A 24,114-nucleotide genomic window follows, 5' to 3' on the forward strand; every position below is an offset into this window, starting at 1 on the left:
TTTAAGGATTGGAATTCCATGGCGATGAAGGCTTCTTCCGAGATCACGACTACCCCTACGCGGCGCAGTCGCGGCTGGAGAATTGGCAGCGCCATCATCGTTCTTCTGGCACTCGCCACGCTTCTCTCGCTCGGCACCTGGCAGGTGGGACGGCTGCAATGGAAAGAGGGGCTGCTTGCCGATATCGCCGCGCGCCGGGCTGCGTCACCCGTGGCACTCTCCGAGATCGAGATGCTCATGAGGTCTGGCAGCGATATCGAATATCGCCGCGTCTCGGTAACCGGTACCTTCGACCACCGGAAGGAGCGGCATTTCTTCGCGACATTCCAAGGCCGCACCGGCTTCTACGTCTATACGCCGATGACGCTGACCGATGGCCGGATCCTTTTCGTCAATCGTGGTTTCGTGCCCTATGAGATGAAGGAACCGGCAACGCGACCGGCCGGAGAGGTGACGGGGGAGCAGACGGTCACGGGTTATGCCCGCAGCCGACTTCCCGCAAAGCCGTCAGTCATCGTTCCGGACAACGACACCGCGAAGAACATCTTCTACTGGAAGGATCTCGACGCCATGGTCGCAACTGCGGGCCTCGACCCGTCCAAGGCCGTACCGTTCTTCGTGGATGCCGATGCATCGGTCGCCAATCCAGGCGGCTGGCCGAAAGGTGGGGTGACGCAATTCGACCTGCCGAACAGCCACCTGCAATACGCGGTGACGTGGTACGGCTTGGCTGCAGCGCTTGTTGCGGTCGTGATCGGGATGTGGTTTCGGCGCAAGCATGCTTAAGGCGGTTGGCGCCTGTGCTTGAACCGCATTATGTTACAACCGGGTTGAACGGGGGTTGGGATGAGCCTGCTGGCAAATCTTTTCGTCGCGCTGGCGGCGCTGCTGCATGTGGGGTTTCTGGTCCTGGAGATGTTCCTTTGGACTGGTCCGACGGGAAGAAAGGTGTTCCGCATGTCGGAGGAACGGGCGCAGGCAACGAAGGTGCTGGCCGCCAACCAAGGGCTCTACAACGGCTTCCTTGCGGCCGGGCTGTTCTGGTCATTGCTCCATCCGGATCCGGCTTTCGCGTTCCAGCTAAAGCTCTTCTTCCTTGTGTGCGTCGTCATTGCCGCTATATATGGCGCGTGGTCGGTCAAGCCGCGGATCCTGCTGGTTCAGGGCGGTCCGGCCCTTATCGCTCTGTTGCTGACATTCCTGGCGTCCTGATTTGATGGCATCCTCACTCCCCGCAAAAAAAAGTCCGCTTTCGATCCGCCTCTGCGGCCCGCGCGGTTTTTGTGCCGGCGTCGACCGCGCCATCCAGATCGTCGTGCTGGCGCTGAAGGCCTATGGCGCACCCGTCTATGTCCGCCACGAGATCGTCCATAACCGCTACGTTGTGGAAGGGCTGGAAGCAAAGGGCGCGGTTTTTGTCGAGGAACTGGAAGAGATTCCGGCCGAGCATAGGGAGCAGCCGGTTGTCTTTTCCGCCCATGGGGTTCCCAAATCGGTGCCGGAGGATGCGCAAGCGCGCAATCTGTTCTATCTTGATGCGACCTGCCCGCTCGTTTCGAAGGTCCACAAACAGGCCATGCGCCACCAGCGGCTTGGCCGCCATGTGGTGCTGATTGGCCATGCCGGCCACCCGGAAGTGATCGGCACGATGGGCCAGCTTCCGCCAGGCACGGTTTCCCTGATCGAGACGATAGAGGATGCCGACCGCTATGAACCGGCCGACACCGAAAACCTCGGTTACGTCACCCAGACGACGCTTTCGGTCGACGACACGGCGGGCGTCATCGCGCGGCTGATGGAGCGGTTTCCAAGCCTCACGGCACCTGCCGCCGATTCCATCTGTTATGCCACGACCAATCGCCAGGAGGCGGTAAAACAGGCCGCACCTGGCTGCGATCTTTTCCTCGTCGTCGGAGCGCCGAATTCTTCCAATTCCAAGCGTCTGGTGGAAGTCGCCCTGCGTGCCGGTGCCAAACGTTCTCTGCTGGTGCAGCGGGCGTCCGAACTGGACTGGAACGAGATCGGCGATATCCGCACGCTCGGGCTTTCCGCCGGCGCCTCGGCTCCGGAAGTGATCGTCGATGAGATCATTGCAGCCTTCAAGGAGCGTTTCGACGCGAAGATCGAGCTCGCCATCACGGCGGAGGAAACGGAAAACTTCCTTGTCAACCGCGAGCTTCGCGGCGTGCCGCTGACCGTAGAGGATATGGCCTGGGTGAACGGCGCGAGAAGCGTGCCGGCGTAACGGCCTGGAATAGATCTGTGAATCGATTTTCGCTCGGGCCGACCGGAGGTCTAGCGGTAGGCGGATGGAGACGCTAGGAAGAGGCTATGCGCCGCATTGAAGCGGTAGAATCATCGTGGGATGGACTCTTGGCCGTTTACACCGACATCACCGAAGACGACCTGAAACATTTCCTGACCGAGTATGATGTCGGTGAATTGACCTCCTACAAGGGCATTGCGGAAGGCGTCGAGAACTCGAACTTCCTGCTGCATACGACACGCGATCCGTTGATCCTGACGCTTTATGAGAAGCGCGTGGAAAAATCGGACCTGCCGTTTTTCCTGGGGCTGATGCAGCATCTTGCGGCACGTGGTCTGTCCTGCCCGCTTCCGCTGCCGCGGCGGGACGGCCAGTTGCTCGGCGAACTCTCAGGCCGTCCCGCCGCGCTGATCTCCTTTCTCGAGGGCATGTGGCTGAGGAAGCCGGAAGCCAAGCATTGCCGTGAAGTCGGAAAGGCGCTCGCCCAGATGCATCTCGCGGCGGATGGCTTTTCGCTGACGCGTCCGAATGCACTGTCGCTCGAAGGCTGGAAGACCCTTTGGGCGAAATCCGCAGACCGCGCCGACGAGGTGGAGGCGGGCCTGCAGGACGAGATTTCTTCGGAGCTTGAATTTCTGGCGAGCCATTGGCCGAAGGATCTGCCGGCCGGCGTCATCCATGCCGACCTTTTCCAGGACAACGTCTTTTTCCTGGGTGACGAGCTTTCCGGCCTGATCGATTTCTATTTCGCCTGCAACGACCTGCTTTGCTACGACGTCTCGATCTGCCTGAACGCCTGGTGTTTCGAGAAGGATCATTCCTATAATCTCACAAAAGGGAAGGCGCTTTTGGAGGGTTATCAGAGCGTCCGTCCACTATCGAAGGACGAGATCGCGGCTCTGCCGGTTCTGGCACGCGGCTCGGCCCTGCGCTTCTTCCTGACCAGGCTTTATGACTGGCTGACAACGCCCGCCAGCGCGCTCGTGGTGAAAAAGGATCCGCTGGAATACCTGCGCAAGCTGCGGTTCCACCGGCAGATCGGCTCGGCTGCTGAATACGGGCTGGCACCGGAAGCGGCACTGTCATGAAGCATGTCGATATTTTCACCGACGGCGCGTGCTCCGGAAATCCCGGACCCGGCGGTTGGGGCGCCATCCTGCGTTACGGCGAAACGGAAAAGGAAATGTTCGGCGGCGAGGCCGACACGACCAACAACCGAATGGAGCTGATGGCGGCGATCCAGGCGCTGAACGCCTTGAAAACCCCGTGCGAGGTCGATCTCTACACCGACAGCGCCTATGTGAAGGATGGCATTTCCAAGTGGATCTTCGGCTGGAAAAAAAACGGCTGGAAGACCGCAGACAAGAAGCCGGTCAAGAACGCTGAACTCTGGCAGCAGCTGGAGGAAGCGCGCAGCAAGCACAAGGTAACCCTGCATTGGATCAAGGGCCATGCGGGTCATTCGGAAAACGAGCGGGCTGATGAACTCGCCCGCCTCGGCATGGCGCCATTCAAGAAGAGATAGCGACTGACCCAGGAGGAGGCCGTGGCTCAGAACGTCTACGATAGGTCCGAGTTTTTTGCCGGGTACAGCCAGCTCGGCCGCTCGGTGCATGGTCTTGCCGGAGCCGCCGAATGGCCTGCCATACGCGCTCTTCTTCCACCATTGAAAGGCTTGCGGATTATCGATCTCGGCTGCGGTTTCGGCTGGTTTTCGCGTTTTGCGGCGGATGAAGGCGCGGCTGCCGTGCTGGGCCTCGATCTTTCCGAAAACATGATTGCCCGCGCAACGGCGGAAAACGCCCATCCTGTCATCAGCTATGATCGCGCTGATCTGGAGCAGGTCGAACTGCCGCAAGCACGGTTCGGCCTTGCTTACAGCTCTCTTGCCTTTCACTACCTTGAAGATTTCGGCCGATTGGTGCGGCAAGTGCACAGGACCTTGGTGCCGGGCGGCAAGTTCGTCTTCACCATAGAGCATCCAATCTATATGGCCTCCTCCAATCCCGGGTGGCGAACAGACGGGGACGGCAATCGGTTTTGGCCAGTGGACAACTATTCCGTCGAGGGTCGGCGCATGACCGACTGGCTGGCCAAAGGCGTCGTTAAGTACCATCGGACGCTTGGCACGACCGTAAATACCTTGATGGACGAAGGCTTTGTCATCCGCCGTTTGCTTGAGTGGCACCCGACACCAGACCAGATTGCGGCCAATTCCGCTCTCCAAGAGGAAATGGACCGTCCGATGATCCTGATGATTTCGGCGGAGCGCTGATCGGTGTCGCTCAGGGTGATTTCTCTCAATGCCTGGGGTGGCCGGGTACACGAGCCCTTGATGCGGTATCTGCAGGAGGCCGATCCGGACGTACTCTGCCTGCAGGAGGTTACCCGTTCGCCGGATGCGGCATCCGACTGGCTCATCTATCGCGACGGCACGTTCGAACTGCCGCAGCGCGCCAACCTCTATGAGGATGTGAAGGCGATCCTGCCTCGTCACGAGAAGATGTTCGCGCCGGTGGCGCGAGGCACGCTTTTCGAAGGAGAGCGGGAGGTGACGTCGGAATTCGGTCTCGGCACTTTCGTCCGCGACACGTTGCCGATCATCGGCCAAGGGCTCGGCTTCGTGCATGCGCAATTCTCTGCCGATGGCTGGGGGCCTCATCCGCGCTCACGCAATGCGCATGGCATCCGCATGTTCCGCTACGATGCGGGTTCTGCGGTGACGATCGTCCAGATGCATGGACTTCGCGATCTCGCCGGCAAGGGAGATACTCCGGCCCGATTGGCGCAAGCTGATGCTCTCGCCACATTGATCGAAAAGGTCTGGCAGCCCGGCGAACCGCTCGTCCTCTGCGGCGACCTGAACCTGCTGCCGGACAGCGAGACCTTCGCAATCCTCCGGAGCTTCGGTCTCATCGACCTCGTCACGACGCGCGGCTTCACCGACACGCGCACCTCCTGGTATCCGAAGGAAGGACGTTACGCGGACTATCTGCTGGTGACGCCGGATGTGAAAGTCGAAAATTTCGACGTGGTCGCCGACCCCGAAGTATCGGATCACCGCGCCCTTCTGCTGGAAATCGCCTGAGGCCCGTTGCGCTTGCCGCCTTAGCCACTATTCTGCCGCAAACAAGAAAATCCGGGAGGGCCGGCCAATGATCCTGCACTGCGTATTCCTTCGCTTCAAGGCGGCGCTCCAGCATGCCGAGAAGCAGGCCATCTATGATGCAATTGCCGACTTGAAGAACGTCATCCCCGGCATCCTCGACTTGAAATACGGTCCCAACGTCTCGCCCGAAGGGCTGAACGGCGGATTTCTCGATGGCTTCGTCGTAACCTTCGAGAACCCTGAGGCGCGGGATGCTTATCTCGTCCACCCGGAACACGTGGCTGTCGGTGAGCGGATCGTCGCATCTACCGACGGTGGATTGTCCGGCCTGATGGTTTTCGATCTCGCCGTGTGAGCCCGCCGGCAAAGCAGAAGGGGCGCCACAAGGGCGGCGCCGCTTGCTGGCCTATTCAAAGGGTTCAGAGCTGCTCCAGCATTGCGGCGGCTCCGGAAACCGTCGCCTGGCCGGGTGTTTCCTCGACGTTGAGCGACTTTACCACGCCATCTTCGACAAGCATGGAATAGCGCTTGGACCGCACGCCGAGACCTCCCGCTGAGAGGTCGGCTTCCAGTCCCAGCGATTTGGTGAACGCGCCATCCCAGTCGGCAAGAAAGTGGATCTTGCCCATGCCGCCGGACTGCTGCGCCCACGCGCCCATCACATGCCAGTCGTTGACTGCAACGACGGCAATGTCATCCACGCCCTTGGAAAGGATCGCATCGCGGTTCTCGATATACCCTGGGAGATGGTTCAGCGAGCAGGTGGGCGTGAAGGCGCCGGGGACGGCAAACAGGACGACCTTCTTGCCTTTGAAAAGCTGCTGGGTGGTGATTTCCACTGCACCGTCCGCGGTCTTTTCCTTGAAGGTCGCTTCTGGCAGCTTATCGCCGACGGTAATGGTCATGGGAGCTCTCCTCGGTTGGGATCGGGCTGCCTCAGCCCGCCATTTGCCGCGCACTATAATGGCGACTTGACACAAGACAAGTGAGGAGCTGGTCTACTCGAAGGCAAGGGAGGTTTCCATGGCTCGGCTGCCGGCAATCACGAGGATGCCCCAGCGCTTGCCCTTGATGTCATAGCCCTTTGGCAGCTTGCCGATCGGCATGTCGAGTTGATAGCTGTCCTCGTCCCGCCGCCCGTTCACGCTCTCAAAAAGTACATGCCCCTGGGGACCGGTAACGATTACCTGCGGTTCGGTTGTTCCGGCGGGTAGCTTCAGTTTGAGGCTCAGCCTGTCGCGGGTCATCACATATTGGGTAACCGCGAAATCGTTCGAGGGAGCTTCCGGCAGCTTCGAGGCTGCCGCATTGAGGATCATCGCTTCCTCGACCGGCGTTCCCTTGGTCGGCGCAAGCGCCAGCGAAAATTCCGCTTGGAAAGGAATGCAGATATTGCGGCAGAGACCGACGAAAGCCGAAGCTCCGATAGTCAGCGGCTTGTGGGGTGCGTCTGCCTTGAGTTCGAAGGGCAGCGCCACCGATTGATCGTAGCCGATGTCGCGCAGCTTGCCATTGTTGATCCGCTTCGGAACCGGAAAGGAGATGTGGTTCAGCTTGACGCCGTCGGTCTCGGATAACACCATCTGCGGCGGAATGCCCGCGTCGCCCGGTTCTTTCCAGTAGGTGATCCAGCCCGATTTGGGCTCGATCTGCAAAACGCCACGAACAGTGCCATCCGGCTCGGGCGGCAAGGCGACGATCCGCATCCGGCCGCCTTCATTGATGGCCCAGGGCGTTATCTCAGCGATACTTGGGGTAGCAAAGGCCACCGCCGCGCCAGCAAACAGACCGGCGAGTATGGCAGATGCGCGATCGGAAAAATGGCTGAGCGAAATTATCTTCATGCGGCAAGCATTTAATCGATTACGTGGAGCCGGACCAGTCACAGACCCCCAAAAGCCAATCATTTTCGGTTGATTGATTGGATATACTGCCCCATCTTGATAAAAGATGGATTGAAGCCTCACTCGCCCGGAGGCCGGGCCGGCAGGCAGGTTGGAGGCATGATGGTTTTCTCGACCCTGAGGGACAAGAGCGAACGGGGGTTCCTGGACGGTCAGTTCCTGATCGCCATGCCTGGCATGAAAGACGGCAATTTTGCCCGAGCCGTTGTTTATGTCTGCGCCCATTCGCCGGCCGGCGCGATGGGCTTCATCATCAACCGGCCGCAGCCGATTTCATTCACCGACGTTCTGCTTCACCTGAAACTTCTGGACCAGACTGAAGCGATCATGTTGCCGAGCGATACCCGCGATTTTCCCATTCTGTCCGGCGGGCCGGTCGAAACGGGCCGCGGCTTCGTCCTCCATACGGATGATTTTGTCAGCGAGTCCTCGATCCCCGTCAGCGACGAGATATCGCTTACCGCCACGCTGGATATCATTCGCGCGATCTGCAAGGGTCGCGGACCGGCGCGAGCTACCATGCTGCTCGGTTACGCGGGTTGGGGAGCCGGTCAGTTGGAGTTGGAAATCTCCAACAACGGATGGCTTAATTGTCCAGCCGACGACGACCTGATCTTCGACCGAGCGCTTGATGGAAAATACGAGCGGGCACTGGCATCGATGGGGGTCAGTCCGGAAATGCTGTCCAGCGAAGCCGGCCACGCCTGACGGGAAATCTGGATCTGCCCCGGAACGAAGCTCACTGACGCGGCGTTCTCCTGTTGCAAGACGCTGGACGCGTCAAACGAACAAGGAGAAAGATCCATGGGCAGCACCAGTGACAAAATGGCCGGCAAGGCCAATGAAATGGCTGGCAAGGTTAAGCAGGCAGCCGGCGACATGACCGACGACGATGAAATGCGGGCTAAGGGATCTGCTCAGGAGGCTAAGGGCGATGCCCAACAGGCCAAGGGCCATCTCAAGGACGCCGCGAAGAACGTGGTCGACCGCATGTAAACGAATTGCGCCAGCAAGCGTATTCGAACCTGTTCCGGCTTGGGTCGGAGCAGGTTTTCTCTATTAATCCTGCTTTTCCACGGTATCTCCCATGCGCCTCTACGACTGCGACCATTGCGGCCAGCCGATCCATTTCGACAACCGCTCCTGCGTCAACTGCGGCCACAGGCTTGCCTTTGTGCCGGAAATGCTGGCGATGCATGCGCTTGCCGAAGATGAGGACGGAACTTGGCATCTGGTCGCCAGACCCGAACGCAAGGTTAGGCTCTGTGCCAACACAGCCCTCGATGTCTGCAATTGGACGGTGGCGGCGGAGGAGGTGCACCCCTTTTGCCCGGCCTGCCGGCACAACCGGCTCGTTCCCGATGCATCCACAGAGGTCGGACTCAATCAGTGGCGCCGGATCAGTCAGGCGCAAAGGCATCTCTTCTATTCGCTGATGCGCTGGAACCTGCCGCGTACCACACGCCAAGAGGACCCTGAGAACGGTCTCGTCTTCGACTTTCTCGTGGACGAGGTGAGGGAGGATGGCACGATCGTACCAGCGATGACCGGTCATGAGGACGGCTTGATCGCCATTCGCGCCGCCGAGGCAGACGATGTCACCCGGGAACAGGTGCGGGTCTCGATGAATGAGCCGTATCGGACCCTACTTGGCCATTTTCGCCATGAGATCGGTCATTATATGTGGGACAAACTCGTGCGCGACGGCGCTAGGCTAGCCGAGTTTCGGGAAGTTTTTGGTGACGAGACGGCGGATTACGGGGAGGCGCTTAAGCGCAACTATGAAGAGGGGCCGCCGCCTGATTGGCAGGAGAAGTTCATCAGCACCTATGCGAGCAGTCATCCTTGGGAAGATTTTGCCGAGACCTTTGCCCACTATCTTCACATTGTCGATACGCTGGAGACGGCAAGGGCTTATGGGATCTCAATCGAGCCGCGGCGGCATCAGGAACTGGCGGCGGAAGTGGCATTCAATCCGTACAAGGCCGAAAGTTCCGAGCAGCTTGTAGCCGCCTGGGTGCCTCTGAGCCTCGCGATCAACGGCATCCACCGGTCGATGGGCGTGCCGGATCTTTATCCATTTATCCTTACTCCATCGGTGGTGACGAAGCTCGAATTCATCCATCAGCTCGTTCACCAGAATACCCAAATCGATCTCAAGCAGCCGTCTGAAGTGGAGCTTGGCACTGCCTCCATTCAAGGTCGGGACGGGCGCATTGCGCCCGCTCCTCCGGCGGGGCTTGCTTCCTGAATAGTGCCTCGTGAAGCAAGCCAGCCCTCCGATCAGAACGTCGTCGAAATGTCGAGACCGAGGGCGGTGCGACCGGAAAACTCCTGCTGTGCTCCCACCCTCATCGGATGATAACGGGCGCCTTGGACATCGCGGAACCGCCGTTCCAGACCGTTGTCGCGATAAAAGGCGGCTCCGCCCGCTGTCTCCATAGCAAGCTCGGTCGCGGCGATGGCGTGGCGGGCAACCAGCGAGCGGCCGATCATGATCTCGTTCGTCGTCGCCGGCGAGGGATCGCCCCGTTCCGCTGTCGCGATCATGCTGCCAAGCGCATACTGAGCGGCGCGCAGCTCCGTCTCCATCTGCCCGGCGAGGCTGATCACATGCGCGTCCGGCTCGCGTTTCTTTGCCAGGTCTATGGCGATATTCCGGGCGCTTTCGGCAACGCCGAGATAGGCCGAATATATCAGCGGGAAGGCGATCATGGAGATGATATGGAAGAGCATATGCCATTCGCCTTGATTACGTTTCAGGGCGACCGCCTCCTCCGGCACCACATGGCCGTCAACCATCACGTCATGGGAGCCTGTGCCGCGCATGCCCATCGTTTTCCAGGTGTCGAGCACTTTGACATGCGGGGATTTCATCGGCAGGCCGAAATGGATCACTTTCGGTCCGTCGGGTTCGTCCACAACGGCACCTGTCATCAGGAGGTCGCCGATGGGCGAGCCTGAGGTAAAGATCTTGCGTGCGGTGATACGATAGCCGCCGTCCACTTTTTCAGCCTTGCCGGATCCGCGGATCCAGTCCGATCCCCCGCTCGAAAGCAGAATGATCCGTTCCGCTGCGACGCGTTTCAAGAGCGGTACGACAGGCTGTGCCTTCTGGTGCGTCCATCGCCAGGCGGGGATCGCCACCTGATGGGTGTGCATGGAAAAGGCAAGCGCGGTGGAACCGCAATGGTGGGCGAGTTCCTTGATCATGGCACAAAGTTCCGCAATGTCCGCGCCCCCGCCACCGAGGTCCGCTGGCACGCCGGCCTCCACCAGGCCGGAATGGCGTAGGTCGCGGTAATTGTCCGCAACGAAGGTGTCGCCTTCGTCGGCCGCGGCTGCACGCCCGGCGAAGACTGATCCGAGTGAGCGGGCAATGCCGGCGAGCTCGGGATGAACTTTGCTGAACGGCAAGGTTCCGGTTGCTGTCGTCATGTTGCAATCCTCCTCCTGTTGAGAATGCAGGGAGTGTTTGCCCGGGACCGAAAAGCCGCAAGTACAGGAAGTGTACCGCGCATGGCGCGCCGGAAGTCTCATGGATAAGCGGAGAAGGACTAGTACAAAAAGTGTACTTGGCGCTTATGGGCGATGGTCCTATTCTGGGTAGTTCAATCACGCAGGGGTTGCCTATGCCGGAAATGACCGCGAGTTACGGCCAGTTCTGTCCCGTCGCCATGGCCGCCGAAGTCTTCTGCACGCGTTGGACACCGCTGATACTGCGGGAACTGCTCTGTGGCAGCCACAGATTCAACGACCTCAGGCGCGGAGTGCCGCGCATGTCGCCCACCTTGCTTTCAAAACGGCTAAAGGAGCTTGCAAAGGCGGGTGTCATCGAGACACGCAAGGCAGCAGACGGTGTCATTGAATACCATCTGACGCCGGCCGGCGAGGAGCTTCGCGACGTCGTGATGACGCTCGGCTTTTGGGGGCAGCATTGGGTGGAAACCCAGCATGCCCTCGAAAAACTCGATCCGTCGCTGCTGATGTGGGATATGCGCCGCCATCTTGATCCGGAACCGCTGCCTCCCAGCCGCTGTACGGTGCAGTTTCTTTTTCCCGATCAACCGCCGGCGCGGCAGCGATACTGGCTTGTCATCGACGGGCGCGATGTGGACGTCTGTTCGACCGATCCGGGCTTTGAGGTCGATCTCTACGTGACCTGCGCTTTGCGTATCATGACAGCGATCTGGATGGGCATCGCGACCGTGCGAGCGGAGGTGAGGTCCGGCCGGCTGGAGCTTGACGGTAGTCCCGAGATGGCGAGCTCGATGCAACAATGGCTCGGACTAAGCCCCTTTGCCCGTGAGCGTCAGAAGACCGGGCAGGCGGCGTGACGTCACGCCCGCTTGGTCAGCGGAAAGCGTTCCTTGAGCAACTTCAGCACCACATCCGCAGCGGCCGGCGGGCCGAACAGATAGCTCTGGCCGAAATGGCAACCCATCTTGGCAAGTTCGGCGGCGTCCTCGTCGGTCTCTATGCCTTCCGCGACCACCGCCATCTCGAGCGCACGGGCCATGGCAATGACGGAGCGTAGAAGAATGGCGCGTTTATCCGTGGCATCCTTGACGAGTGCCTTGTCGAGCTTGATCGTGTCGAACGGAAACTTCGTCAGGTAGGCCAGTGAAGAATACCCGGTGCCGAAATCGTCCAGCGCCAGGCCCATACCCGTTTCCTTGAGCTTGGCGAGCACGAGGCGTGCCTGCTCGGGATTTTCCATCATCAGCGACTCGGTGAGCTCCAGCTTGAGCTGATGCGGGCTGACCTGGGTCTTCTGCAGCAAGGCCCGTACGTCGTTGTAGAGGTCGGCGTTGAGGAGCTGAGCGCTGGAAAGGTTCACCGAGACGAAGATCGGCAGTTCACCCGTCTGGTTCTGCCATTTCATCAGGTCGGTGCCGGCGCGGTCCAGGGCGAACAAGCCGAGCGGGCCGATCAGGTCCGACATCTCGGCGATCGGGATGAATTCCGATGGCGGAATGCTGCCGCGCTTGGGATGGTCCCAGCGCATCAGCGCCTCGAAGCCGGCAATTTCCCCATCCTTCAGCCGGATGATCGGCTGGTAGGCAAGCGAGAGTTCCTTGCGCTCGATGGCGCGACGCAGGTCGGTTTCGATCTGCAGCTTGTCCGTACCGGAGGCGCGAAACGCCGGTCGGAAGGGCTCGACACGGTTTCCGCCTGCGCGCTTTGCCCGGTACATTGCGAGTTCCGCGTCGGCCAGCAGGCCGGCTGCACTTTCCTGCTGGTCCACCCAGGAGGCGAGCCCGATCGAAGCGGTAAGGATGATTTCGCGGTTGGCGAAGTTGATCGGCACCATGATCGCCTTGGATACCGCATCCGCAAAATCGGCAACTTTGGCGGGATCGCGTTCAGACACCAGGATCAGGCCGAATTGGTCGCCGGCGATACGTGCCAGCGTGTCCTGCGGTTTCAGCAGACGGCGAAGCCGCCTGGTCAGCGCGATCAGGATGTTGTCGCCCGCCGCGATGCCGAGACTGTCATTGACCTGCTTATAGCGGTCGATATCGATCGTCATGACCGTCGGGCGTACCATGTCGCCGCTCGGGGCGAGTGTCAGAACCGCTTGCAGGCGGTCGAGAAAGAGCTGGCGGTTCGGCAAGCCGGTCAAATTGTCGTGGAGCGCATCCTGCAGCAGGCGCTCGACGGAATTTTTTTGCTCCGTGACGTCAATGATCGTGCCCACGCAACGAATGATTTCGCCGTTGGAGCCGAGCACCGGCCGGGCGCGAATCTGCAGCCAGTGGAAATGCCCGTCCTCCGCCCGGATGCGGAATTCGTGATGCAGGCGGCCGCGGCGATGTTCTAAAAGCACGTCGAGCGTGGCGCGGAAACGGTCGCGATCATCGGGATGCAGCCGCGGCACCCAGTTGCGAACCGGGCCATGCATTGTGCCGGGATCGAGGCCGAGGCGGGCGGAAATATCGGGCGTGGTGACGACGCGGTCGCGGGCCACATCCCAATCCCAGACGGTGTCGCCGCTGCCCGTCAGCGCCAGAGATTGCCGCTCGAGATCGGAAAACAGGCCTTGCTGGTAGGCGCCGCCGGCAAAGGCGTGCTGCATGACGGTGAAGCCGATGAGAAGCACGATCAGGACGAGACCGCCGCCAAGCGCCGGCTGGATGATGTCGTTGTCGAGCTTGCCCGTCACCGTCAGCCATCCCCCGAATAGCCATACGAGGATCAGCGCCCAGGTCGGAACCAGCAGGATGGCCCGGTCATACCGATTGAAGCCGAGATAGATGATCAGCAGGATGCCGACCGTGCCGGTCAGGGCGAAGGAGATGCGGGCAATCCCTGCGGCAACCGAAGGGTCGTAGATCGCTACGCCGCCGAGAAGCACGAGGCCGACAACCCAGGCAAGCGTCGCGTAACCAAGATGGACGTGCCAGCGGTTCAAGTTGAGATAGGTGAAGAGAAAGATGACGAGCGAGGAGGCAAGCGCCACTTCCGCCGCCGCCCTCCAGATCCTCTGGTCGCTGGAGGTGATGGTGATGAGCTTGTCGAGGAAGCCGAAATCCACGCAGATATAGGCGAGGACTGCCCAGGCAAGGGCGGCCGCTGCAGGCAGCATGGACGTGCCCTTGACCACGAACAGGATCGTCAGAAACACGGCAAGCAGGCCGGCGATGCCGAGCACGATTCCGCGATAGAGGGTGAAGGAGTTCACCGTGTCTTTGTATGCGTCCGGCTGCCAGAGATAGATTTGCGGAAGCTGCGGCGTTGCAAGTTCTGCCACGAAGGTGATCGTCGCTCCCGGATTGAGCGTGATGCGGAAAACGTCCGCATCGGGGCTCGGCACCCGGTCGAGCGCGAAGCCTTCCGACGGTGTAATCGAGATGATGCGCTGCGAACCGAGATCCGGCCAGAACATCTTGGAATTCGCCAGCCGGAAATGCGGCGCGACGATGACCCGTTCGAGCTGTTCTTCCGAAACGTTGGCAAGTGCGAAGACTGCCCAGTCCCCCTGATGACGCGGCGAACTCGCCCGCACTTCGATGCGGCGGCGGATGCCGTCGGCACCGGCTGCGGTCGAGACCTGAAACGCTTCACCCTGGTTTGTATAGATATCGGTCGTCTTGGTGAGATCGAGTGCGGTGTCGTCACGGGAAATCTTCACCGGTTCGGCGGCGCTTGCCGAGGGAGCGGCAGCCAGGATGGCGACGGCAAGGGAAAGTATCAGCGCTGGCACCCAGCGGATCAACGACGCAAAACGCAACACAGGCACTCTCATGGCTTCGGCGTCTTCCCGAAATCGCCGTCTTCGGGTAGCCGGGAGAACATCAGGTGGTCGCGCCACTCGCCGTTGATTTTGAGATATTTCCTCAAAAGACCTTCCCGCTCGAAGCCGGCTTTTTCGAGAAGCCGGACGCTTTTCCAGTTTTCCGGAATACAGGCTGCTTCAATCCGGTGCAACTGAAGTCCGCCATAGACATACGGGATAGCCACCTTCAATGCGGCCAACATATGGCCTTGGCCGGCGTGTCTTTCCCCCATCCAATAGCCGATCATGCAGCTCTGCGCGGCACCCCTGCGGATATAGCCGATAGTGAGACCGCCGAGCAGGACATTGTCCTGCCGGCGGAAGAGGAGGAGCGGCACGGCGAGGCCCGAGCCATATTCCTGGCCGCTGCGGACGACACGCGCCCGGAACGAACTCTCGGTGAGTTCGTCAGGCCGCCAGATCGGCTCCCACGGCTGTAGGAAAGCCCGGCTTTCCGAGCGCAGCGCATACCACTGCTTGTAGTCGGAAAACCGCGGCAGCCGGAGGAAGTGTTTCTCTCCGTATAGCTCAGGGGTGTCCGGCTGTTTTGACAGGAACCGAAACACCGACTTCGCCATGCTGTTGCTGCTCCGCGCAGGGCAGCCGGGTGCGGGTCTTCGACCTAACCGGCGGCCTTCTTGGTCTCAACGTTCGGCGAGGAAAGCGCCGCTGAAATGTCGGCCATCGGCGCGAGCTGTTCGATCGGACCGACGGCGGACAATGTCGGAACTGTATCGAAAAACAGCCTTCCGGCAAGGTCGGTAAGGCGTTCGGTGGTGATGCCCTCGAGACGCTCCATCATTTCGTTATTGGGGATCGGCCGGCCGTAAAGCATCATCTGCCGGGCGATCTGGCCGGCACGCGCCGCAGGGCTTTCCTGGCCCATGAGAAGCTGCGCACGGATCTGCGCGCGCGCGCGGTCGATTTCCTGCTGGTGAATGGTTTCCGATGCCTTGTGCAGTTCGTCGATCACCACCGGCATCAGCTTCGGCAGGTCGTCCCCGCCGGTCGCCGCATGAATGCCGAAGATGCCGGTATCGGAGAAGCCCCAATGGAAGGCATAGACCGAATAGCAGAGCCCACGGTGCTCGCGCACTTCCTGGAACAGGCGCGACGACATGCCGCCGCCCAGGATATTCGCAAGGATCTGCGAACAGTAGAAATCACGCATGTGATAGGCTTTGCCTTCGAAGCCGATCAGGACCTGTGCGTCCATCAGGTCGCGCTCTTCGCGAACGTCGCCGCCGAGGTAACGGGCGGTTTCCAGGACCGGCGGCGCGCTCGGCATCAGCGGCAGTGTGGCAAAACGCTCTTCCACCTGGCGGCAGAAGGAGGCATGGTCGACGGCGCCGGCCGCCACCACGAACATCCGGTCGGTGGTGTAATTGCGCGACAGGTAGTTGCGGATCTGGCCGGGCGTGAAGCCGTTGACGGTTTCCGGCGTCCCGAGGATCGGTCGACCGATCGTCTGGCCCTTGAAGGCGATTTCCGAAAAGCGGTCGAAGATCACGTCGTCGGGCGTGTCGTTCGCGGCGCCGATTTCCTGCAGGATGACGTGTTTTTCGCGCCTGAGTTCCTCTTCGTCGAATTCCGACTCCGTCAGGATGTCGGCCAGGATATCCACGGCGAGCGGTACGTGATCCTTGAGGACGCGGGCATAATAGGACGTGGTTTCCGTCGAGGTAGCGGCATTCAGTTCACCGCCGACATTTTCGATTTCCTCGGCGATGTCGCGGGCGCTGCGCCGCTTGGTGCCCTTGAAGGCCATATGCTCGAGGAGGTGAGCAATCCCATGTTCGTCTTGGGTCTCGTTACGCGACCCGGACTTGATCCAGACGCCGAGGGCAACGCTCTCCAGGTGAGGCATGGTCTCGGTGACGACTGTCAACCCGGAAGAAAGCCGGGTGATTTCTACATTCATGTTACGTCTTTCCGGCGCCGCCGAGAACTTCAAGCGCGGGCATGCTGGCCGATGAAGGTTTCGACGGCCTTAAGCTCAGGCTCCAAGATATCGAAGCGCTCCTCCCTTTGCATAAGATCAGCAAGCCATGATGGAAGCGCCGGATCAATTCCGCAAGCGGATTTTACCGCGGCCGGGAATTTGGCCGGATGCGCGGTGGCGAGCGTGACCATGGGACTTGTGGCTCTCAAATTCTTTTGAGCGACGAAAACGCCGGTCGCCGTATGCGGATCGATGAGATAGCCAGTGGCGCTGAGCGTCTCGCGAATGGTGGCCGCAACCTGCTTTTCGGTGGCGCGCCCGGCGCGGAATTCGCGGCGGATGGCTTTCAGCGCGTCCGGCTGGACCTCGAAAGCACCGGACTGCTTCAGCCCGGCCATGGCCGAGCGAACGGATGCCGGATCGCGATTATAGGATTCGAACAGTAACCGTTCGAAATTCGAGGAAATCTGGATGTCCATGGAAGGCGAAGTCGTGGCCTTGACGCCGCGCATCTCGTAGCGGCCACTTTTCAAGGTGCGGGCCAGGATGTCGTTGTCATTGGTGGCAATCACCAGCCGGTCGATCGGCAGGCCCATCTTCTTTGCGACGTAACCCGCAAAAATGTCGCCGAAATTTCCGGTCGGCACGGTGAAGGAAACCTTGCGGTCCGGTGCGCCGAGCGACAGTGCGGCCGTGAAGTAATAGACGACCTGCGCCATAATGCGGGCCCAGTTGATCGAGTTGACGCCGGAAAGCTTCAGCCGGTCGCGGAAGGCCGCGTCGTTGAACATCTCCTTTACGAGGTTCTGGCAGTCGTCGAAATTTCCCCTGACCGCCAGCGCGTGCACATTCGCCGCATTGGACGTCGTCATCTGCCGCTGCTGCACCGGCGAGACCTTGCCATGTGGAAAAAGAATGAAGATGTCAGTCCGCTCGCGACCGGCAAAGGCATCGATCGCCGCGCCCCCCGTATCGCCCGAGGTCGCCCCGACGATGGTGGCCCGTTCGCCGCGCTCTGCCAGCGCATAATCCATCAGTCGCGCCAGCAACTGCATCGCCACGTCCTTGAAGGCGAGCGTGGTGCCGTGGAAAAGTTCGAGTACGAAGTCGTTGGGCCCGGTCTGCACCAGCGGCACAACCGCCGGATGCCGGAAGGTCGCATAGGCTTCCTCGATCATGGCCTTGAACTTGTCGGCGGGAATTTCGTCCTCGACGAAATGCTTCAGCACTTCGAAGGCGACATCCTGGTAGCGCTTGCCGCGCAGCGCACGGATGTCCTTTTTCGTCAGGGTGGGCCATTCGCGCGGCACGTAGAGACCGCCGTCGCGCGCAAGACCTGCCAGCATGGCGTCCCGGAACTTAAGGGACGGGGCTTCGCCCCGGGTAGAAATGTAGTCCACGACGTTCAATCCCCAATCGATTTTTATTCGCGCCGCTGATATAGACCAGGAAAATGGGTGGTGAAAGGCCGGAAAATGACGTTCCGGTTCTCGTGAAGACATGACCCAGCAATCGGGATGGAAGAGGTTGAGTACGGTGTTAGGCAAGATTTCGCGTAGTGTTCTGGCAGTATCGCTCGTGGCAGCTCTGGCAAGCTGCAATTCATCCTCGACCGCCGAGGGACTATCGCCGACCGCCGAGGCTGCGTCCGCCCAGCAGCCCGCAACTCCCGTTGTGCAGGCCTATTGCCCACAGGTGGTGATGCTCGAGCAGACGGCCGTCCATCGCGTCTATGCTCGCGGTGGTCAGGACAATCCCGAAAAGCTGCTCTACCAGGCCTCGCTGGCCGATGCGACGCGCCAGTGCACCGCCAACGAAACGACCCTGACCATCAATGTCGTGGCCCAGGGCCGTGTCGTGCAAGGCCCCGCCGGGCAGCCGGGTCAGGTTACGTTGCCGATTCTGGTTGAAGTCGTAGATGGCGACAACGTCATCTACTCGCAGAAGGTCGCCTTCCCAGTCGAAATGCCTGCCGGCGGCACCCAGTTCATCTTCAACAAACCGGATGTGCAGATCCCGAACGCCCAGGGCGGCGCATCCCGCTTCACCCGCGTGCGTCTCGGTTACGATACCGGCCCGGCGAAGAAGCCCGCCCGCCGGGGATGACGGCAGCGACTGTTCAGAGCGCTCCGCCCCATTCGCCAAGTGCCGCGACGACTGCCGGAAAGTCCATCATCCGGGAAATCACCGTTTCGGCGCCGGCATCGGTCAGTCGGTCGGCATGGCTCGGATAGGTATGCGAGGCGCCCGTAAAACCGACGACGCGCATGCCGGCTGCCCTGGCGCCGTGGATGCCGTGAACGGAATCTTCAAGCACCAGCACCTTGTCCGGTGAGACCTTGAACTGTTCGGCGGCGTGCAGGAAGATGTCCGGCTTCGGCTTTACCCGGTCCGCCCCAAGATCCTTGGCGGAATAGATATGGGGAGCGAAATAGGGCTTGAGCCCTACCTTTTCGAGCATCATGTCGAGCCGATGGCTGCTGGAATTGGAACAGATGCAGCGCTGCGTGGCGAGGCGCGCAAGCGCGAACTTCACGCCGTCGATGATCTTCACGTCGCGGGCGAGGCGGGCATCCAGCAACTGTTCCGACTTATCGAGCAGCGAGGCGGAAAGCGGAATGTTCGCTTCCTTCTCGACCGCCAGCAATATGTTCTTCCAGGTCATGCCGGCAAAGCGTTCGCCCATTTCCTCGACGCTGATCGGATAGCCGGCCTCGGTCAGAAGTCGCGACTCGACCTGCGCCGCGATGATTTCGGAATCGACGAGCACGCCGTCGCAGTCGAAGATGATGAGGTCGAAACCGCTCATGATAGATGCCTTGTACCGGAGGTGAGGCCGGCCTTTTATACGACAGTCGCGCCAAGCTCAACCGACGAGGCTGCATGGCTGAAGCGAGCATGGCGGGCGGCTCTCGACAAGCCCGAAACACCGCTCTAAGGAAGCATCATGGGCAAGGAGCCGGAAGACACGATAGCCAGTCGCATCAGCCGGGTGCTTGCCGATCGCATCGTGCGCGGTGAGCTCTCTCCGGGCGCGCGTCTTCGCCAGGACCATATCGCCGAGGAATTTCAGACCAGCCACGTGCCGGTTCGCGAGGCCTTTCGTCGGCTCGAGGCGCAGGGGCTGGCAATCAGCGAACCTCGTCGCGGCGTGCGCGTTGCCTCCTTTGATCTTGCCGAAGTTCGTGAAGTGGCGGAAATGCGTGCCGTGCTGGAGGTTCTGGCGCTGCGGCATGCCGCCCGCCATCTTACCCCCGCCATTCTCGATGAGGCGGAAGAAGCCGCCCGTGAAGGCGACGCCGCCGCCGACGTGCACGCCTGGGAGGAGGCCAACCGCCGCTTCCATCGGCTGCTTCTGACGCCTTGCGGCATGAAACGGCTGCTGGCGTCGATCGACGACCTGCATGCAGCAAGTGCACGTTTTCTTTTTTCCGCCTGGCAATCCGGTTGGGAAAAGCGCACCGATCACGACCATCGGGCGATCCTGAGCGCTCTTCGCCAGGGCAGGAGCGAGGAAGCAGCGGCCATTCTCCAGAAACATGTGCAATGGATCGGCCGCGGCCCGCAGCCCGCTGGGCCTTCCCGCGAGACTTTCACGATCGTCGGCTGAGTTTTTCAAAAATTATAGATAATTTTATCAGGCTGTTTCATAAGGCTTTTTTCGGATTGATCCGAGATCGCGTGCATCCCTAACGCGCTTTCCAGGGCGGTTGAGGCGGTAAGGCACTTGTCTCGACGGGCAATTCCTTTCATAAAATAGATGAGAATCGAAATTATCTATAATTTGAAAAGGAGAATTTGATGTCCGCTGCTGACTCCCGCCAGATCCTGGTATTCGACCCTCTGCGGCTTACCGGCCGTTCGCTTCTGACCAAGGCTCTTTTCGTTCTTGCCGGCACGCTGGCACTGGCGCTCGCCTCGCAGATTGCGGTGCCCATGTATCCGGTGCCGGTCACGATGCAGACCTTCGCAATCACCATGATCGGCGTGCTCTACGGATGGCGGCTCGGTGCCTTGACGGTTCTCCTATGGCTCGGCGAAGCGGCACTTGGCGCTCCGGTTCTTGCCAATGGTTCCGGTGGCCTGGCGCCTTTTGCCGGTCCGACAGCGGGATATCTGGCATCCTTCCCGATTGTTGCGGCGGTTGCGGGTTACCTGGCTGAAAAGGGCTGGACCGGCGAACGTTATGTAAAGAGCTTTGCCGCTCACCTTGCCGCTAACGTCCTGTGCCTCGCTATCGGCGTCGCTTACCTGGCCTACCTGCTCGGCGCGGAAAAAGCATGGCTGCTTGGCGTTGCTCCCTTCATTCTCGGCGCCGGCCTGAAATCCGCACTCGCCGCGGCGCTGCTCAAGGGCCTGCAGCAGTTTCGCACCAAGGATGCCTGAATTGGTCGTCCGCCTGCGGCCGCATCACCTGCTCTGTATGCTGACCTTTATCGGAAAGGGTTACAATGCCGCGTTTGTGGCCAACTACATTGCCATTGCGCGGCGGCTTTCCGAGGGTGAGGCGATTGAGATCGTCTCGGGGCCGGATGATATCTGCCGGCCGCTGCTGAGCGGCGATAAAGCGCATTGCCGCTTGGAAAGCGTTGTCAGGCGCGACGATCTGGCGACGGCTGCCGTCGCCCGCCTGCTGGGTCGTTCGGTTCGTCCGGGCGATCGCATCTACCCGGGCCGCACGCTCATCAGGCGTTTCCGGGAAGCATTCGCGGACGGAAGTCTTCGCACTGCCTGCCACGGATGCCGGTGGTCGGAAATCTGCTCGGTGGTGGCGGCATCCGGCTTTGCCGACGTCAGGGTTCTGGGCTCGGCCGTTCCAGCGGAAACAGCGACAGGAACTTGCGCTCCCCTTCCGGCGTGAACAGCACGGCGCGGCTCTCGCTGCTGCGGCGGGCCCAGCCCTTTTCCAGGAAATGCGAAAGCAGAGCCTTGCCGAGCGTGCCGGCAAGGTGCGACCGGCGCTCGCTCCAGTCGAGACAGGATTTGCAAAGCGGCCGGCGGCTAGAGACAAGCGGTGCGACATCGATGCCGATCCTGCCGATATCGACCCGGCCCTGTTCGGTCACCATCAGGTTTTCGCCATCGGTGCGGATGACGCCGCGGCTTACGAAACTGTCGAGCATCCGTACGCCATAATCGCCGGCCAGATGGTCGTAGCAGATCCGCGCCTTGCGTAGCGCCGGATCCTTCGGCCCGGGCTGATGCCTGAGATGCCCCCGGCTTGCCGCAAATCCCATGATATTTTCGAGAAGCGTCCCGGCAGCACCGTCGGCCAGTGTGAAATACCGGTGCCGGCCCTGCTTGCGTTGGGAGATCAGCCCACCGTCCTCAAGCTTGGACAGATGTGAGCTGGCGGTTTGCAGCGTCACCCCGGCCGCCTGCGCCAGTTCGGTCGCCGTCAGCGCCTGTCCGCCCATCAAGGCGGTCAGCATGTTGGCGCGGGCGGGGTCGCCGATAAGCGTGCCGATGCGAGCAATGTCCGGTCCTTCTTTCATACTTCGATCCTAACCGAAGCATATTCGTTCCGCAACATGGCAAAACAGGCTCGCAAGCATTGGAGAAAGTCATGATCACCTGTTTCATCCGTTATGAGATCGATCCGTTCAAACGAGCGGGATTCGCCGAATATGCCCGCAACTGGGGCCAGGCCATTCCCCGTTGCGGCGCCGACCTGATCGGCTATTTCGGGCCGCATGAAGGTTCGTCGACCACTGCCTACGGGGTCTACAATATCGAGAGCCTGGCAGCCTACGAAGCCTATCGTGCCCGCTTGGCGGTCGATCCGCTCGGGAAGCAGAATTACGAGTTTGCCAGTCGCGAGCGCTTCATCTTCAAGGAAGACCGCATTTTCCTGAAGAACATCTCCATACCGCACGGAGCTTTGATAAAGCCATGATCGCCGTCATCTTCGAAGTCGTGCCCTATATGGGCGAGCGCCACAAATATCTGGATCTAGCAGGCGACCTGCGTTCCGAACTCGAAACGATCGACGGCTTCATTTCGATCGAGCGGTTCGAAAGCCTCACCATGCGAGGAAAGCTTCTCTCGCTCTCCTTCTGGCGGGACGAGGAAGCTGTGCGCCACTGGCGCAATCTCGAATCCCACCGCGCCGCGCAAAGGGCAGGGCGCAACGGCATCTTCGCAGACTACCGGCTGCGCATCGGCCACGTCTTGCGCGACTACGGCATGTTCGAGCGCGACGAGGCGCCGACCGACAGCCGCGCGGCGCATGCCGCTTAGCAAATCTAGGCAGTTTGAGGTGAAGCCGATGAGCCGGCTTCACCGTTCGGCCGCCTGCGTAAATTTTTCTCGAAATCGTCCAGCGCTTCAGGCTTTGGTAACCAAAGTAGGTAACCATAACAGTCAGTAAATTCGTACCGAGTACAGCGTAGCGAGTAAAAAAATGGCAGCAGTTCTTCCGCTGGCCGACCTGAAGCAACAGGTCCGTCCGGACACCTGGCTCAACTCCATCATCAAGGGCGATTGCGTCGCCGCTCTGGAAGCCCTGCCGGATCACTCCGTCGATGCGATCTTTGCTGATCCGCCCTATAATCTTCAGCTCGGCGGCACCTTGCATCGCCCTGATCAGTCACTGGTGGATGCCGTCGACGATGAATGGGACCAGTTTGCCTCGTTCGAGGCCTATGACGCCTTCACTCGCGCCTGGCTGCTTGCCTGCCGCCGCGTCCTGAAGCCGCATGGAACGATCTGGGTCATCGGCTCCTATCACAATATCTTCCGCGTCGGCGCGATGATGCAGGATCTGAACTTCTGGCTGCTGAACGACATCGTCTGGCGCAAGAGCAACCCGATGCCGAACTTCAAGGGTCGCCGATTCCAGAACGCCCATGAGACGATGATCTGGGCGAGCCGCGACGCGAAGGCCAAGAGCTACACGTTCAACTACGATGCCCTGAAGGCATCCAACGACGATGTGCAGATGCGTTCCGATTGGCTTTTCCCGATCTGCTCGGGCAACGAGCGCCTGAAAGGCGAGGATGGCAAGAAGGTCCACCCGACCCAGAAGCCGGAAGCGCTGCTCGCCCGCGTCATCATGGCCTCGACGAAACCCGGCGACGTGGTCCTCGACCCGTTCTTTGGTTCCGGCACGACTGGTGCGGTGGCAAAGCGCCTCGGCCGCAATTTTGTCGGCATCGAGCGCGAACAGGACTATATCGATGCGGCCGCCGCCCGTATCGAAGCTGTCGAACCGCTGGGCAAGGCCGAACTGACGGTCATGACCGGCAAGAAAGCCGAACCCCGCGTCGCCTTCACCACGCTGCTTGAAGCAGGTCTCGTCCGGCCCGGCCAGGTTCTGACCGACGAACGCCGCCGCTACAGCGCAATCATCCGCGCCGACGGGACGCTCGCGGCAAACGGCGAGGCCGGATCCATTCATCGCCTTGGCGCCAAGGTGCAGGGCTTTGACGCGTGTAACGGTTGGACCTTCTGGCACTTCGACGACGGCCGGTCCTTGAGGCCGATCGATGCGCTGAGGGCCATCATCCGGAATGATCTGGCAAAATTGGACTGATCCACCAGTCCCTGTCAGATCCACCATTCCTTGTCCGGTTTTGTACCTCTAGTCCCGGACGAGGATAATTGACGCCCGGG

28 protein-coding genes are annotated in these 24,114 nt (G+C 60.6%); 19 read left to right on the plus strand and 9 right to left on the minus strand.

The features are described from left to right. The first annotated feature begins 24 nt into the window (after positions 1 to 24). The 8 genes from EDE05_RS21375 to EDE05_RS21410 all read left to right on the plus strand — a co-directional run bounded on the left by EDE05_RS21375 (position 25) and on the right by EDE05_RS21410 (position 5,730). Positions 25 to 786, plus strand: coding sequence for an SURF1 family protein (locus EDE05_RS21375; protein WP_245519956.1), 762 nt, complete (start codon positions 25 to 27; stop codon positions 784 to 786). A gap of 60 nt (positions 787 to 846) precedes the next feature. Then, a complete protein-coding gene (locus EDE05_RS21380; RefSeq protein WP_112801557.1) occupies positions 847 to 1,212 on the plus strand; it encodes a DUF1304 domain-containing protein in 366 nt (121 codons plus the stop codon). A gap of 4 nt (positions 1,213 to 1,216) precedes the next feature. Continuing rightward, entirely contained in the window at positions 1,217 to 2,245 is a 1,029-nt protein-coding gene (ispH, locus tag EDE05_RS21385; RefSeq protein WP_112801559.1) for a 4-hydroxy-3-methylbut-2-enyl diphosphate reductase, read from the plus strand. 128 nt (positions 2,246 to 2,373) lie between these two features. Next, positions 2,374 to 3,354, plus strand: coding sequence for a homoserine kinase (locus EDE05_RS21390; protein WP_134102927.1), 981 nt, complete (start codon positions 2,374 to 2,376; stop codon positions 3,352 to 3,354). After that, positions 3,351 to 3,791: a ribonuclease HI gene (gene rnhA, locus EDE05_RS21395; protein WP_134102929.1), complete on the plus strand. Its 441-nt coding sequence runs from the start codon at positions 3,351 to 3,353 to the stop codon at positions 3,789 to 3,791. The genes EDE05_RS21390 and rnhA overlap by 4 nt, the downstream gene beginning before the upstream one ends. A 21-nt stretch (positions 3,792 to 3,812) precedes the next feature. Next, on the plus strand, positions 3,813 to 4,541 hold the full coding sequence (locus tag EDE05_RS21400) for a class I SAM-dependent methyltransferase (protein WP_134102932.1): 729 nt from the start codon (positions 3,813 to 3,815) through the stop codon (positions 4,539 to 4,541). Positions 4,542 to 4,544: 3 nt separating this feature from the next. Further along, on the plus strand, positions 4,545 to 5,354 hold the full coding sequence (locus EDE05_RS21405) for an endonuclease/exonuclease/phosphatase family protein (RefSeq protein ID WP_166675494.1): 810 nt from the start codon (positions 4,545 to 4,547) through the stop codon (positions 5,352 to 5,354). 67 nt (positions 5,355 to 5,421) lie between these two features. Next, complete coding sequence (locus tag EDE05_RS21410; protein ID WP_105373235.1) at positions 5,422 to 5,730, plus strand: Dabb family protein; 309 nt, start codon at positions 5,422 to 5,424, stop codon at positions 5,728 to 5,730. Between the two features lie 64 nt (positions 5,731 to 5,794). On the opposite strand, the gene EDE05_RS21415 is transcribed toward EDE05_RS21410, so the two are convergent. Then, on the minus strand, positions 5,795 to 6,280 hold the full coding sequence (locus tag EDE05_RS21415) for a peroxiredoxin (protein WP_112801563.1): 486 nt from the start codon (positions 6,278 to 6,280) through the stop codon (positions 5,795 to 5,797). 93 nt (positions 6,281 to 6,373) lie between these two features. Next, positions 6,374 to 7,219 carry a protein-disulfide reductase DsbD domain-containing protein gene (locus EDE05_RS21420; protein WP_112801565.1) on the minus strand — a complete coding sequence of 282 codons (846 nt, stop codon included), beginning with the start codon at positions 7,217 to 7,219 and terminating at the stop codon, positions 6,374 to 6,376. 162 nt (positions 7,220 to 7,381) lie between these two features. Here EDE05_RS21420 and EDE05_RS21425 point away from each other — a divergent pair, with 162 nt between their 5' ends. The 3 genes from EDE05_RS21425 to EDE05_RS21435 all read left to right on the plus strand — a co-directional run bounded on the left by EDE05_RS21425 (position 7,382) and on the right by EDE05_RS21435 (position 9,530). Beyond that, positions 7,382 to 7,987, plus strand: a complete 606-nt coding sequence (locus EDE05_RS21425) for a YqgE/AlgH family protein (RefSeq protein ID WP_112801710.1) — start codon at positions 7,382 to 7,384, stop codon at positions 7,985 to 7,987. A 96-nt stretch (positions 7,988 to 8,083) separates the two neighbouring features. Beyond that, positions 8,084 to 8,275: a CsbD family protein gene (locus EDE05_RS21430; protein ID WP_105373231.1), complete on the plus strand. Its 192-nt coding sequence runs from the start codon at positions 8,084 to 8,086 to the stop codon at positions 8,273 to 8,275. A 91-nt stretch (positions 8,276 to 8,366) separates the two neighbouring features. After that, entirely contained in the window at positions 8,367 to 9,530 is a 1,164-nt protein-coding gene (locus EDE05_RS21435; RefSeq protein ID WP_134102937.1) for a putative zinc-binding metallopeptidase, read from the plus strand. Between the two features lie 32 nt (positions 9,531 to 9,562). Here EDE05_RS21435 and EDE05_RS21440 read toward each other — a convergent pair whose 3' ends face one another. Continuing rightward, positions 9,563 to 10,717, minus strand: a complete 1,155-nt coding sequence (locus tag EDE05_RS21440; RefSeq protein ID WP_132408828.1) for an acyl-CoA dehydrogenase family protein — start codon at positions 10,715 to 10,717, stop codon at positions 9,563 to 9,565. 203 nt (positions 10,718 to 10,920) lie between these two features. Between EDE05_RS21440 and EDE05_RS21445 the strand changes: the two genes are divergently transcribed. Continuing rightward, complete coding sequence (locus tag EDE05_RS21445) at positions 10,921 to 11,616, plus strand: helix-turn-helix domain-containing protein (protein ID WP_205839355.1); 696 nt, start codon at positions 10,921 to 10,923, stop codon at positions 11,614 to 11,616. A 2-nt stretch (positions 11,617 to 11,618) separates the two neighbouring features. Here EDE05_RS21445 and EDE05_RS21450 read toward each other — a convergent pair whose 3' ends face one another. From EDE05_RS21450 to thrC, 4 genes are read right to left on the minus strand one after another with little or no spacing between them, the layout of a single operon-like run. Next, the gene (locus tag EDE05_RS21450) at positions 11,619 to 14,528 is read right to left on the minus strand and encodes an EAL domain-containing protein (protein WP_112801571.1); all 2,910 of its coding nucleotides are present in this window, start codon (positions 14,526 to 14,528) and stop codon (positions 11,619 to 11,621) included. Then, complete coding sequence (locus tag EDE05_RS21455) at positions 14,525 to 15,136, minus strand: GNAT family protein (RefSeq protein WP_112801573.1); 612 nt, start codon at positions 15,134 to 15,136, stop codon at positions 14,525 to 14,527. Before EDE05_RS21455 ends, EDE05_RS21450 begins: the two co-directional genes overlap by 4 nt. A 44-nt stretch (positions 15,137 to 15,180) precedes the next feature. Continuing rightward, positions 15,181 to 16,479, minus strand: a complete 1,299-nt coding sequence (locus tag EDE05_RS21460; RefSeq protein ID WP_132408830.1) for a pitrilysin family protein — start codon at positions 16,477 to 16,479, stop codon at positions 15,181 to 15,183. Between the two features lie 29 nt (positions 16,480 to 16,508). Further along, complete coding sequence (gene thrC, locus EDE05_RS21465; protein WP_207914805.1) at positions 16,509 to 17,909, minus strand: threonine synthase; 1,401 nt, start codon at positions 17,907 to 17,909, stop codon at positions 16,509 to 16,511. 127 nt (positions 17,910 to 18,036) lie between these two features. On the opposite strand from thrC, the gene EDE05_RS21470 reads away from it, so the two are divergent. Continuing rightward, complete coding sequence (locus EDE05_RS21470; RefSeq protein WP_112801577.1) at positions 18,037 to 18,606, plus strand: PilZ domain-containing protein; 570 nt, start codon at positions 18,037 to 18,039, stop codon at positions 18,604 to 18,606. A gap of 13 nt (positions 18,607 to 18,619) precedes the next feature. Here the strand turns inward: EDE05_RS21470 and EDE05_RS21475 are convergent, their stop codons facing one another. Continuing rightward, positions 18,620 to 19,309, minus strand: coding sequence for an HAD family hydrolase (locus EDE05_RS21475; RefSeq protein WP_112801579.1), 690 nt, complete (start codon positions 19,307 to 19,309; stop codon positions 18,620 to 18,622). A gap of 138 nt (positions 19,310 to 19,447) precedes the next feature. On the opposite strand from EDE05_RS21475, the gene EDE05_RS21480 reads away from it, so the two are divergent. From EDE05_RS21480 to EDE05_RS21490, 3 genes are all read left to right on the plus strand, one after another. Continuing rightward, positions 19,448 to 20,110 carry a GntR family transcriptional regulator gene (locus EDE05_RS21480; RefSeq protein ID WP_132408834.1) on the plus strand — a complete coding sequence of 221 codons (663 nt, stop codon included), beginning with the start codon at positions 19,448 to 19,450 and terminating at the stop codon, positions 20,108 to 20,110. A 191-nt stretch (positions 20,111 to 20,301) separates the two neighbouring features. Next, on the plus strand, positions 20,302 to 20,886 hold the full coding sequence (locus tag EDE05_RS21485) for a biotin transporter BioY (protein WP_132408836.1): 585 nt from the start codon (positions 20,302 to 20,304) through the stop codon (positions 20,884 to 20,886). Position 20,887: 1 nt separating this feature from the next. After that, the gene (locus tag EDE05_RS21490; protein ID WP_132408838.1) at positions 20,888 to 21,361 is read left to right on the plus strand and encodes a DUF1284 domain-containing protein; all 474 of its coding nucleotides are present in this window, start codon (positions 20,888 to 20,890) and stop codon (positions 21,359 to 21,361) included. On the opposite strand, the gene EDE05_RS21495 is transcribed toward EDE05_RS21490, so the two are convergent. Next, positions 21,294 to 21,995 (minus strand): winged helix-turn-helix domain-containing protein, encoded by a 702-nt coding sequence (locus EDE05_RS21495; RefSeq protein ID WP_132408840.1) that lies wholly within the window; start codon positions 21,993 to 21,995, stop codon positions 21,294 to 21,296. The genes EDE05_RS21490 and EDE05_RS21495 overlap by 68 nt on opposite strands. Positions 21,996 to 22,066: 71 nt before the next feature. Between EDE05_RS21495 and EDE05_RS21500 the strand changes: the two genes are divergently transcribed. The 3 genes from EDE05_RS21500 to EDE05_RS21510 all read left to right on the plus strand — a co-directional run bounded on the left by EDE05_RS21500 (position 22,067) and on the right by EDE05_RS21510 (position 24,034). Next, complete coding sequence (locus tag EDE05_RS21500; protein WP_132408842.1) at positions 22,067 to 22,396, plus strand: NIPSNAP family protein; 330 nt, start codon at positions 22,067 to 22,069, stop codon at positions 22,394 to 22,396. Beyond that, positions 22,393 to 22,740: an antibiotic biosynthesis monooxygenase gene (locus EDE05_RS21505; RefSeq protein ID WP_132408844.1), complete on the plus strand. Its 348-nt coding sequence runs from the start codon at positions 22,393 to 22,395 to the stop codon at positions 22,738 to 22,740. Before EDE05_RS21500 ends, EDE05_RS21505 begins: the two co-directional genes overlap by 4 nt. Before the next feature lie 163 nt (positions 22,741 to 22,903). After that, the gene (locus tag EDE05_RS21510) at positions 22,904 to 24,034 is read left to right on the plus strand and encodes a site-specific DNA-methyltransferase (RefSeq protein WP_132408846.1); all 1,131 of its coding nucleotides are present in this window, start codon (positions 22,904 to 22,906) and stop codon (positions 24,032 to 24,034) included. Positions 24,035 to 24,114 lie beyond the last annotated feature (80 nt).

The organism is Neorhizobium sp. R1-B (assembly GCF_004368875.1).
GTDB classification, from domain to species: Bacteria; Pseudomonadota; Alphaproteobacteria; order Rhizobiales; family Rhizobiaceae; genus Neorhizobium; species Neorhizobium huautlense.

Coding starts and splice junctions, on each gene's coding strand:
- EDE05_RS21410 (WP_105373235.1), top strand. CDS start 5,422: ATGATCCTGCACTGCGTATTCCTTCGCTTCAAGGCGGCGCTCCAGCAT.
- EDE05_RS21455 (WP_112801573.1), bottom strand. CDS start 15,136: ATGGCGAAGTCGGTGTTTCGGTTCCTGTCAAAACAGCCGGACACCCCT.
- EDE05_RS21375 (WP_245519956.1), top strand. CDS start 25: ATGAAGGCTTCTTCCGAGATCACGACTACCCCTACGCGGCGCAGTCGC.
- EDE05_RS21445 (WP_205839355.1), top strand. CDS start 10,921: ATGACCGCGAGTTACGGCCAGTTCTGTCCCGTCGCCATGGCCGCCGAA.
- EDE05_RS21380 (WP_112801557.1), top strand. CDS start 847: ATGAGCCTGCTGGCAAATCTTTTCGTCGCGCTGGCGGCGCTGCTGCAT.
- EDE05_RS21480 (WP_132408834.1), top strand. CDS start 19,448: ATGGGCAAGGAGCCGGAAGACACGATAGCCAGTCGCATCAGCCGGGTG.
- EDE05_RS21500 (WP_132408842.1), top strand. CDS start 22,067: ATGATCACCTGTTTCATCCGTTATGAGATCGATCCGTTCAAACGAGCG.
- rnhA (WP_134102929.1), top strand. CDS start 3,351: ATGAAGCATGTCGATATTTTCACCGACGGCGCGTGCTCCGGAAATCCC.
- EDE05_RS21475 (WP_112801579.1), bottom strand. CDS start 19,309: ATGAGCGGTTTCGACCTCATCATCTTCGACTGCGACGGCGTGCTCGTC.
- EDE05_RS21505 (WP_132408844.1), top strand. CDS start 22,393: ATGATCGCCGTCATCTTCGAAGTCGTGCCCTATATGGGCGAGCGCCAC.
- EDE05_RS21460 (WP_132408830.1), bottom strand. CDS start 16,479: ATGAATGTAGAAATCACCCGGCTTTCTTCCGGGTTGACAGTCGTCACC.
- EDE05_RS21415 (WP_112801563.1), bottom strand. CDS start 6,280: ATGACCATTACCGTCGGCGATAAGCTGCCAGAAGCGACCTTCAAGGAA.
- EDE05_RS21435 (WP_134102937.1), top strand. CDS start 8,367: ATGCGCCTCTACGACTGCGACCATTGCGGCCAGCCGATCCATTTCGAC.
- EDE05_RS21495 (WP_132408840.1), bottom strand. CDS start 21,995: ATGAAAGAAGGACCGGACATTGCTCGCATCGGCACGCTTATCGGCGAC.
- EDE05_RS21450 (WP_112801571.1), bottom strand. CDS start 14,528: ATGAGAGTGCCTGTGTTGCGTTTTGCGTCGTTGATCCGCTGGGTGCCA.
- EDE05_RS21440 (WP_132408828.1), bottom strand. CDS start 10,717: ATGACGACAGCAACCGGAACCTTGCCGTTCAGCAAAGTTCATCCCGAG.
- EDE05_RS21425 (WP_112801710.1), top strand. CDS start 7,382: ATGGTTTTCTCGACCCTGAGGGACAAGAGCGAACGGGGGTTCCTGGAC.
- EDE05_RS21430 (WP_105373231.1), top strand. CDS start 8,084: ATGGGCAGCACCAGTGACAAAATGGCCGGCAAGGCCAATGAAATGGCT.
- EDE05_RS21420 (WP_112801565.1), bottom strand. CDS start 7,219: ATGAAGATAATTTCGCTCAGCCATTTTTCCGATCGCGCATCTGCCATA.
- ispH (WP_112801559.1), top strand. CDS start 1,217: ATGGCATCCTCACTCCCCGCAAAAAAAAGTCCGCTTTCGATCCGCCTC.
- EDE05_RS21510 (WP_132408846.1), top strand. CDS start 22,904: ATGGCAGCAGTTCTTCCGCTGGCCGACCTGAAGCAACAGGTCCGTCCG.
- EDE05_RS21485 (WP_132408836.1), top strand. CDS start 20,302: ATGTCCGCTGCTGACTCCCGCCAGATCCTGGTATTCGACCCTCTGCGG.